Here is a 9,542-nt window from a genome sequence, read left to right as displayed (position 1 = left end):
ATTAATTATTCTTATTGTATGTGAAAGTTTTTTATGGGCTAAAAGCTTTTGACTCGATTACTTTTGCCCAAAAATTTAATGGCGTATTTAAGAATGTGTGCAATTTTCGGGAGTGCCTTACTGCATTCATCTTCAGAAAGGCTATATTTAATTAGCATTCTAAATTTCTTTGTAATTTGAGTAAGTGGTTTATATAAATCTCTTCATACCAGCACTTAGCATGTTTAATAGGTTGTATTTAGCTTAAGCAAATGGATCACTATCCTTATCATTATGCCAATTGTATTCAATATGCTGCGCAATATTCTGGGCATATTCGATATTAAAACGATCCGCGACAAAGCCTAGCGCCATATCTATGCCTGCAGATACGCCTGACGACGTATAAAACTTACCGTCTACGCACCAGCGAGCTGTTCTTTTCCAGTTAACGGCGTTGCTATTATTAATCACCCAGTCCCATGCTTTTTTGTTGGAGGTAGCGGTAATTCCATCAAGTATACCCGCTTTAGCAAGTAAAGCAGCGCCAGTGCAAACGCTTAAACACCAGAGGCTGGCATCTGCTAACTGTTTGAGCTGGGTAAGAAAATGAGTGTTGCTAACTAAGGCGCGTGTACCGCGGCCGCCTGGTACTAAGAATACAGCGTTAGGATCAGTTTGAGCGACGGATGTCATGCTTTCTACGCCTTGAGCACTGCGAATTAAGCCGCCATTAAGTGATACACAGTTAATTTTAAAGCCTTCAACATTACCTAAGACCTGTATTGGGCCTAAAGCATCTAAGGTTTCGTAATCATTAAACAGCAACACATTAATTAACATCTTCACTCCTTAAGCATGTGAATACATGCGGCATTCGGCTAGTAAAGCTAGGACATTAGGGTCGCGTTCACGAGCTTTTAGAAACACAATACCAATACGCTGTTTTAGCTGATATTGCTCTTGCAAAGTGATGAGTTTAACGCGATTTTCGTAAACTGCTGCAATTCGCCCGGGTAAGAGCGCATAGCCTACGCCGGAACTAACCATGCTAAGTAAGGTAAAAATATCGTTAACTTGCATTGCCACTTTGGGCGTAAAGCCTGCTTTTTTAAATACACGATCGCCATCTTGATGGGTGGCAAAGCCCGGCGTTAGGGTAATGAAGGTGGAATCTTTAAGTTCGGCCAAATCGACTTTTGAGCGTCGTGAGAAAGGTGAGTCGTTAGGTACTGTTAAGTAAATATCATCGCTAAAAATTTCATAGCTTTCACAGTCGCTATCTTTGGTATGTTCGCTGAGCGACACTAAAATAGCGTCTAGCTCCATGTTTTTAAGTTTATAGAGCAGGTCGCTGTTAGAGCCTAAGATTAGATCAATATTTAGTTCACTACGACGTAATTTCACGCCCATAATGAGTTTTGGAACGGTTTTGACCGTTAATGAATAAAGTGCGCCTAGTTTGAAGCGTTCGGCGGAGAAGCCTGCCGCTTCACGGGTGAGGCGCACAGCCTCTAAGGTGTCGGTAATAATCTGCTGTGCTTTATCTTCAAGCACTTGTGCGCTGGCTAGGGGCACAAGCTGGCGGCCATCGCGTTTAAAGAGCGGGCAGCGTAGGGCGCTTTCGAGGGAGTGAATGGCTTTATGCGCGCTGACGGTGCTGATACCAATCTCTGAGGCTGCACGTGACAGGTTACCTGTGCGCATAAAGGCGAGAAAAATCTCAAGTTTTTTTAGCGTGAGTTCTTCATCTATCCGCATGTTTAGCCTTTAGTGAAATTCAACCGCGTTGCCACAGACTGTAAAACACCTGTCCTGTATGTTTTTCACGGTGCAAACGCCAATTAGCAGGAAGCCCTAAGCAGGAGGGTGCTTGTTCGCTTTCCGTATATATCCAAGCATCTTCGCTTAACCAGTGGTTATCTTCTAACAAATGGCAGGCATTTTTCAGTAGATCTTGGTGGAAGGGAGGATCGAGCAATGCGATATCAAAAGGCTGCTGAGCGGCTTGTGTTAAATACTTAAGGCTATCGGTTAGTTCAACTTGGCCTGTATTACAGTTTAACGTAGTAAGGTGCTGCTTAAGTGTATTGACGGACTGGGGATTAAGCTCTAGCGCTAGTGCATATTCAGCACCACGCGATAAGCCCTCTAAAAAGAGTGCACCACTGCCGGCAAAACAATCTAGGAGTTTAGCCCCTTCAATATAAGGCGCTAACCAATTATAAAGGGTTTCACGAACACGGTCAGGGGTTGGACGCAAACCCGGCGCTTGAGTAAAACTCAAACGCCGAGAACGCCATTGCCCACCAATAATGCGTAGTTGGCTAGTGCCATTATGCGTTGTTACTGCATTACGCATGGATTTACGGCTCATTGATGACTGTATCCTTGTGCTGTTGTTTCTTTACGATCTACGGCTGGCGGTAGTGGTTTTTGAGCAACTTTTGGCCCTACGCTAACAACGCTCATGTTGTCTAACTGTACGTGTTTTTGCATGGCATGCTTAACTTGTTCCAACGTTAAGTCATTGATTTGTTGCATAAACTGCTGCTGCCAATCCAGCGGCATATCATAAAATCCATAAGCACCTAACTGCCCTACAATAGCTGAGTTGCTGGCGGCTGAGAGTGGATAGCTACCTGCGATTTCGCGCTTGGTATCAGCCAACTCTTTTGCTGTTGGGCCATTATTGATGAAATCAGCTAACAGCTCTTTGATAAATACTAGAGTTGCATCGCTAAGTTCTGCACGTGTTTGCAAGCTAATAGTGAATAAACCACGTTCTTGCAGGGTGCTAAAGTTTGAATAAACACCATAGGTTAAACCGCGTTTTTCCCGTACTTCTTCCATGAGGCGAGAGCCAAAACCACCGCCACCAAAAATTTGGTTGGCGACAAAGAGTGCAGGGTAATCAGGATCGCCACGTTTAATGCCTAAAGACGCTAAGGTTAAATGTGTTTGGGTAGATGGGTAAGTAATATGAACATTTTCAATTTTTCTTGCGGTTGGGCTTGCAACAGCTGGGAATGCTTGGCCTTTAGGCATAGCTTGGCTGATCTTCTCAGCCATTTGCTCAGCTTTTGCACGGCTAATATCCCCTACAATAGCAATGTTCAAATTGCTTGAGTTGTAGGCGTTACGATGGAAGGTGATGAGGTCTTGGCGTTTAATTTGTTTAATAGTACTAGCCGTGCCTGAACTCGGATGAGCATAAGGATGGTCGCCATAGAAGGTATCGTATAGCGCTAAGCTGGCAATGGCACCAGGGTTTTGCTTTTGCATTTCAAAACTAGCCAGCAGTTGGTTTTTTAAGCGATCAAGAGCAGGCTGTGGAAAGCTTGGCTGGGTAACCACTTCAGTGAATAGCTTAAGTGCAGGATCTAAGTTGTTTGGGTTGCTTAAACTGCGCAAGCTCATTACCGCCATATCACGGTAAGCTCCCGCATCAAACTGAGCGCCTAAGTTATCAAATTCCGCTGCAATATCGCCCACAAGCTTCTTGCCTGTACCTTCATCAAGCATGCTGCTAGTGAGGTTGGCTAAACCAAACAGCTGGCCATCACGTGAACTACCGGCAGCAAAGGTTAGCTGAATGTCCACCATGGGCAATTCACTGGCATGCATAAAGAGCACCTTAGTGCCTGTACTGGTGCGCCATTCTTGTATATCTAAAGCACGTGGTGCACGAGCGGGTTGATCCAATAAAGATAAGCTCTTGATCTTCGGATTATGTGCAGACAAGCTACTGCTAGTGTTTTGTGGTAGACAGCCTGAAAGTATAGCTAAGCTCAGTAAACTAACTGTTAGTGTGCGAGTAAGGCTCATGGGCGCGCCTCCTGTGGATAAAGATGAACAACACTTAAACGCGATTTAGTAAGGTAAGTACGCGCCGCTTTAGAAATATCAGCTGGAGTTACTTGCTCCAACGCTTTTACATCTTCGTCGAGCAAACGCCAAGATAAACCAACGGTTTCTAACTGCCCAATAGCTGTAGCTTGCGCCTCAATAGAATCGCGCTCATAGACTTGCGAAGCAATAACCTGTGCACGAACACGATCAAGCTCTGCTTGGGAGGGTGGCGTGGTTTTAAGCTTATCAATTTCTTTCCAGAAGCCAGCTTCAACCTGCTCCAAAGTAATGCCATTTTGCACATTAGGTGTCGCTCCTAAGGCAAACATACTACTGCCACGCGTATGAGCGTCATACCAAGCGTAAGCTCCTACGACTAATTCTTGTTTACGCTCTAAGTTAGTGGCTAAACGCGCACTAGGGCCGCTGCTTAAGACTGCACTGAGCAAGCGTAAGGCATGAATTTGTTTAGGATCTTCAAGGGTATTTAAGCTAGGTACGTTAAAGCCCATCATTAAGCTGGCAACTTGGCTGTTGAGGTAGAGGGTTAGACGGCGCTCACCTGGTTGGTCTAACTCAATAGGCCGTTTAGCGTCGGGAATTGGACGCGCTTTAATAGGGCCAAAATGACGTTGGACTAAGGTTTTGACCTGCTCTGGTTGCACGTCACCAACAATAACTAAAGTGGCGTTATTAGGTGCGTACCATTGTTCGTGCCATTGGCGTAAGTCATTGATTGTCATTCGATTTAAATCGTGCATCCAACCAATAGTCGGGATGCTGTAACTGCTTGAAGGATACACCATCGCCTGAAAACGCTCGTAAGCTAAGGATGTAGGACGATCGTCAGTACGCATGCGACGCTCTTCTTTAATAACTTCAATCTCACGCAGAAACTCATCTTCTGGCAAGGTTAGACCTGCAAGGCGATCAGCTTCTAGCTCTAAAGCAATTTCTAGGCGATCACTGGAAAGTACTTGGTAATAAGCCGTGTAGTCACTACTAGTAAAGGCGTTTTCTTGGGCACCAATATCACGCAAAATCAACGAAGATTCGCCCGGGCCGAGTTTACTGCTACCTTTAAACATCATGTGTTCTAGTGCGTGGGCAAGGCCTGTGCTACCAGGTGTTTCATAGCTGGAACCGACTTTGTACCAAAGTTGACTGACGACTACAGGTGCACGGTGATCTTCGCGTACAATGACTTTTAAGCCATTATCTAGAGTAAATTCAGTGGTAGCGGCAGATTCGTTGGCATTTGCCATAAGTGGTAGTAAACATGCACTAATAAGCAGCACGCTTACCTGACGAAATAGTTTTTTCATGCAAAAAGACCTTTTAAACTGCTGTGTAGTTTTAGCTTCAAGGGGCGGTTAAGTGCTAGGATACGTAACCATTTTACAAACAGCTATTGTAACTCGCTTATAATGAGCACAATGCCTGATAAGATTCTTCAATTGAGTGTTTGGTTCCTTTCAATCTGGAAGTTTAACTGTCCAACCAGACCTCTCTAATATGCCCAGTGGGAGCATTTTACGTGGAAAAAAAGCCTGAAAAAAAAGGGTTATTTAGTTGGTTTCGTCGTAAAAAAGATGACCAAGTAGCCGTTGAACAAGCTGTAACAGAACAGAACACAGAAATAACTCATGAGTCATCAGTTGACGATACAAGTGCTCAGCTAACGCAGCATGTTAACGCTGTTACTGACACAACAGAAGTGCAACATGTGGCAAGCATTGAGCCAGATGCTGTAGCTTCTACGCAAGCAAAGACACTAGAAGAAAAAAACACTAGCGTTATTTCTACGCCAAATACATCATCCTCAGAGCCAGAGCCAGAGCCAGAGCCAGAGCCAGAGCCAGAGCCAGAGCCAGAGCCAGAGCCAGAGCCAGAGCCAGAGCCAGAGCCAGAGCCAGAGCCAGAGCCAGAGCCAGAGCCAGATGTGCCTGAGTTAGAAAAGAATTTAGCGGGACAAGAAAAGCCAAATGCCAAGAAAAAAGGCTGGTTCGCTCGCTTAAAAGAAGGCTTGTCAAAAACCAGCGCTAGCTTTAGCGAAGGCATGGCTAGTCTCTTTTTGGGTAAGAAAAATATTGATGATGATCTGCTAGATGAGTTGGAAACGCATCTATTAATGGCTGACGTGGGCGTTGAGGCGACCACCAGCATTATGCAGAACCTCACTCAACGTGTTAGTCGTAAAGAGTTGGCAGATAGCGAAGCCTTATATAAGGCATTGCAGCTTGAGCTGTCTGAACTACTCAAGCCTGTTGATCAGCCACTACAGATTGATAGTGCGAAAACACCTTATGTAATTTTAGTGGTGGGGGTTAATGGTGTGGGTAAAACGACCACCATTGGTAAATTAGCCTCACGCTTACAAAAAGAAGGCAAGAAGGTCATGCTTGCTGCTGGTGATACCTTCCGCGCTGCTGCAGTAGAACAGCTACAGGTTTGGGGGGAGCGCAATAAAATCCCAGTGATTGCTCAGCATACAGGTGCGGACTCAGCTTCTGTCATTTTTGATGCCGTGCAAGCAGCTAAAGCTCGTGGTGTGGATGTATTGATTGCAGATACAGCGGGACGTTTGCACACCAAAGATAACTTGATGGAAGAGCTGCGCAAAGTTCATAGAGTAATTGGCAAATTAGACGATACAGCTCCGCACGAAGTACTTTTAGTGCTAGATGCTGGCACAGGTCAAAACGCCATTAACCAAACCCGTCAATTTAATGAAGCGGTTTCCTTAACAGGTTTGGCATTAACTAAACTGGATGGCACGGCTAAAGGTGGCGTTATTTTTGCATTAGCTAAGCAATTTAACTTGCCAGTGCGCTTTATTGGCGTAGGTGAAGGCATTGATGATTTGCGCGATTTTAACGCCGATGATTTTGTGAAAGCACTTTTTGCACAAGCAGAGAACGAATGATTCAATTTGAGCAAGTAGCTAAGCGTTACCCTAATGGACATGTGGGCTTACATGAGCTGACGTTTCGTGTAAGACAGGGCGAATTTATCTTCGTTACTGGTCATTCAGGTGCAGGGAAAAGCACTATGTTGCGCTTATTACTTGCCATGGAACGCCCTACCAGTGGAAAAATCTTACTGGCAGGGCAAGATTTGTGCAAAATCAACAATGCACAAATTCCTTACTTGCGTCGTCAAATCGGCGTAGTTTTTCAGAATCATCAGTTATTATTTGATCGCACAGTGTTTGACAATGTAGCCCTACCATTGCAAATCATGGGCTTATCGACAGAAGAAATTAATCAGCGGGTTAGCTTGGCATTGTCTCGTGTTTCATTAAAAGAAAAGGCCATGCAGTCTCCCGCAGACTTATCCACAGGACAGCAGCAGCGTGTTGGCATTGCCCGCGCGATTGTGCATCAACCTGCATTGCTATTAGCCGATGAGCCAACGGGTAATCTTGATCCTCGTTTAGCGGCTGAAATTATGAGTGTGTTTGAAGATATTAACCGCCTAGGCACTACAGTTATTATCGCTAGCCATGACTTGGCGCTGATTGCCCGTATGCGGCATCGCATGTTGACTTTGCAACGTGGGCGTTTAATCGGTGATGGAGAAGCAGGTTAATGAGCAAGCAAATAGTTCCTGATCAACCTGGGGTGCGAGTAGGCGCTACACCAAAAAACACGACAGAATTTACACCTGTAAAAGAGCCAGATACATTTTGGCAACTTTTGCGTATAGGCCTAACTAACCATAAAGCCAGTATTATAGATAGCGTTCAGCGCTTAATACGCCAGCCCTTAGGTAGCTTCTTTACTTGGTTGGTGATTGCAGTTGCGCTAAGTTTGCCCATGGGCTTGTCATTACTATTAGACAGCACTGATCAGTTAGATGGATCATGGCAACAGGCTGCTGAAATTTCTGTTTTTATGGATATTAAAGCCACAGAGACTCAAGCACAGGAGCTTGTTGAGCAAATAGAAAAGCTTTCCGCTGTGGTTGAAGTTAATTTGATTAGCCCACAGCAAGCTTTGCAAGAGTTTCAAGCGCTATCAGGTTTAGGCAATGCGCTGACTGAACTGCCAAGCAATCCATTGCCTTATAGTCTTCTGATTACGCCACAAAAAATTGATAAAGAAGCATTAGAAGATCTTAAACAGCAACTCGCTACTATGCCTTATGTTGAAATAGCGCAGCTCGATATGCAGTGGGTTGAGCGCTTAAGTGCGATGTTACGTGTAGGTAAGCACTTTATCTTTGGCTTAGCATTACTCTTAATTGCAGCGCTTTTACTAGTTATAGGTAATACCATTCGCTTGCATATAGAAAACCGTCGTACAGAAATTGAAGTGATTAAACTCGTCGGTGGCACTGATGGTTATGTGCGCCGCCCATTTTTATATATGGGCATGCTCTATGGTTTAGGCGGTGGATTGCTAGCTTGGTTAATCTTATCTGTCATCTTAAGCACATTGAATAATTCTGTAACAGAATTAGCCCAGTTATATGGCAGCGATTTTAGCCTACAAGGAGTACCCTTAATTGATGGGATTTCTCTAGTATTTGGTGCTATGATGCTAGGTTATATAGGAGCTTGGCTGGCAGTGTCAAGGCATTTAAGGGAACTTGCCCCACGTTAAAAGAGTTTAAGAATTCTTTAATAAAGCCAGTTTAGGATGGAACTTATCCACAGACTAACTATCTGATAGATGTGCAAAATACTGCGAAAGCAGTGACCGCAGGAGGATATCTATTTATGAGTAACAGTAAAGCATTACAACCAGCGTATGTATTATCTCCAGGAGCCAATCTGGACGCTTATGTGCAATCTGTAAATAGCATCCCATTACTTTCTGCCGAACAAGAACAAGCCTTAGGTGAACGCCTTTTTTATCAACAAGACTTAGATGCTGCTCGTCAATTAGTGATGGCGCACTTGCGTTTTGTAGTGCATATCGCACGTAGCTATTCAGGCTATGGACTTGCTCAAAGCGATTTGATTCAAGAAGGTAATGTCGGCTTAATGAAAGCCGTAAAACGTTTCAACCCAGAAATGGGCGTACGTCTTGTGTCTTTTGCAGTACATTGGATTAAAGCTGAAATTCACGAGTTTGTACTGCGCAATTGGCGCATCGTTAAAGTAGCAACGACCAAAGCACAGCGTAAATTATTCTTTAACTTACGTAGCCAGAAAAAAAGCTTACAGTGGTTAACGAACGACGAAGTTAATCGTGTAGCCGATACATTAGGTGTTGAAGCACGAGAAGTGCGTGAAATGGAAAGCCGTTTGACAGGTTCGGATATGGCATTTGATGCACCAACGGATGCAGATGATGACGTAGCCTATCAGTCACCGGCTTACTATCTGGAAGATCACAGTGCAGACCCAGCATTGCAACTAGAAGCTGCCGACACAACAGACAGCGAGAATGCAGAGCTATACCAAGCACTGTCTAATTTAGACGAGCGTAGCCGCGATATTGTAGAGCAGCGTTGGTTAGCAGAAGAAAAAGCTACCTTGCATGAGCTAGCCGCTAAGTATGATGTTTCAGCCGAGCGTATTCGTCAGCTTGAAAAAAATGCAATGAACAAAATTAAGGCGGCCATTGCTGCTTAGTATTTTGTATACAATTAAAAGCCCAACTATAGTTGGGCTTTTTTATTGAAATTTTTTTACTGGTTAGTAATACTGACTAAAGCATTTTAGGTGTAGTCATTCAGCTAGCTACTTTAATTCTATGCTA

Annotated in this window: 9 protein-coding genes; 4 read left to right on the top strand and 5 right to left on the bottom strand. The window is 44.2% G+C overall.

Annotated elements, in window-relative coordinates; translation table 11 throughout:
* Nucleotides 1-243: 243 nt before the first annotated feature.
* The 5 genes from VQ643_RS12625 to VQ643_RS12605 are packed head-to-tail and all read right to left on the bottom strand — an operon-like array spanning nt 244 to nt 5,156.
* Nucleotides 244-822: a DJ-1/PfpI family protein gene (locus VQ643_RS12625; RefSeq protein ID WP_414200160.1), complete on the bottom strand. Its 579-nt coding sequence runs from the start codon at nt 820-822 to the stop codon at nt 244-246.
* A 9-nt stretch (nt 823-831) separates the two neighbouring features.
* Complete coding sequence (locus tag VQ643_RS12620; RefSeq protein WP_414200159.1) at nt 832-1,740, bottom strand: LysR family transcriptional regulator; 909 nt, start codon at nt 1,738-1,740, stop codon at nt 832-834.
* A 19-nt stretch (nt 1,741-1,759) separates the two neighbouring features.
* Complete coding sequence (rsmD, locus tag VQ643_RS12615; protein WP_414200158.1) at nt 1,760-2,356, bottom strand: 16S rRNA (guanine(966)-N(2))-methyltransferase RsmD; 597 nt, start codon at nt 2,354-2,356, stop codon at nt 1,760-1,762.
* Nucleotides 2,353-3,807, bottom strand: a complete 1,455-nt coding sequence (locus VQ643_RS12610) for a M16 family metallopeptidase (RefSeq protein WP_414200157.1) — start codon at nt 3,805-3,807, stop codon at nt 2,353-2,355. Before VQ643_RS12610 ends, rsmD begins: the two co-directional genes overlap by 4 nt.
* Nucleotides 3,804-5,156 carry a M16 family metallopeptidase gene (locus VQ643_RS12605; protein WP_414200156.1) on the bottom strand — a complete coding sequence of 451 codons (1,353 nt, stop codon included), beginning with the start codon at nt 5,154-5,156 and terminating at the stop codon, nt 3,804-3,806. Before VQ643_RS12605 ends, VQ643_RS12610 begins: the two co-directional genes overlap by 4 nt.
* 212 nt (nt 5,157-5,368) lie before the next feature.
* Here VQ643_RS12605 and ftsY point away from each other — a divergent pair, with 212 nt between their 5' ends.
* The 4 genes from ftsY (at nt 5,369) to rpoH (ending at nt 9,415) form a co-directional block, all read left to right on the top strand.
* Entirely contained in the window at nt 5,369-6,757 is a 1,389-nt protein-coding gene (ftsY, locus tag VQ643_RS12600) for a signal recognition particle-docking protein FtsY (protein WP_414200155.1), read from the top strand.
* Nucleotides 6,754-7,422: a cell division ATP-binding protein FtsE gene (gene ftsE, locus VQ643_RS12595; protein WP_414200154.1), complete on the top strand. Its 669-nt coding sequence runs from the start codon at nt 6,754-6,756 to the stop codon at nt 7,420-7,422. The genes ftsY and ftsE overlap by 4 nt, the downstream gene beginning before the upstream one ends.
* Nucleotides 7,422-8,438 (top strand): permease-like cell division protein FtsX, encoded by a 1,017-nt coding sequence (gene ftsX / locus VQ643_RS12590; protein ID WP_414200153.1) that lies wholly within the window; start codon nt 7,422-7,424, stop codon nt 8,436-8,438. The genes ftsE and ftsX overlap by 1 nt, the downstream gene beginning before the upstream one ends.
* Nucleotides 8,439-8,554: 116 nt before the next feature.
* Complete coding sequence (gene rpoH, locus VQ643_RS12585) at nt 8,555-9,415, top strand: RNA polymerase sigma factor RpoH (protein WP_414200152.1); 861 nt, start codon at nt 8,555-8,557, stop codon at nt 9,413-9,415.
* Nucleotides 9,416-9,542 lie beyond the last annotated feature (127 nt).

Origin of the sequence: Pseudomonas sp. F1_0610 (genome assembly GCF_047470865.1) — a bacterium.
Taxonomy (GTDB): domain Bacteria; phylum Pseudomonadota; class Gammaproteobacteria; order Pseudomonadales; family Pseudomonadaceae; genus JAZDRH01.
Note: the sequence above shows the minus strand (reverse complement) of the source record. Positions and strands in the feature narration are given on the sequence as shown.

Coding starts and splice junctions, on each gene's coding strand:
- rsmD (WP_414200158.1), bottom strand. CDS start 2,356: ATGAGCCGTAAATCCATGCGTAATGCAGTAACAACGCATAATGGCACT.
- VQ643_RS12610 (WP_414200157.1), bottom strand. CDS start 3,807: ATGAGCCTTACTCGCACACTAACAGTTAGTTTACTGAGCTTAGCTATA.
- ftsE (WP_414200154.1), top strand. CDS start 6,754: ATGATTCAATTTGAGCAAGTAGCTAAGCGTTACCCTAATGGACATGTG.
- rpoH (WP_414200152.1), top strand. CDS start 8,555: ATGAGTAACAGTAAAGCATTACAACCAGCGTATGTATTATCTCCAGGA.
- ftsX (WP_414200153.1), top strand. CDS start 7,422: ATGAGCAAGCAAATAGTTCCTGATCAACCTGGGGTGCGAGTAGGCGCT.
- VQ643_RS12605 (WP_414200156.1), bottom strand. CDS start 5,156: ATGAAAAAACTATTTCGTCAGGTAAGCGTGCTGCTTATTAGTGCATGT.
- VQ643_RS12625 (WP_414200160.1), bottom strand. CDS start 822: ATGTTAATTAATGTGTTGCTGTTTAATGATTACGAAACCTTAGATGCT.
- VQ643_RS12620 (WP_414200159.1), bottom strand. CDS start 1,740: ATGCGGATAGATGAAGAACTCACGCTAAAAAAACTTGAGATTTTTCTC.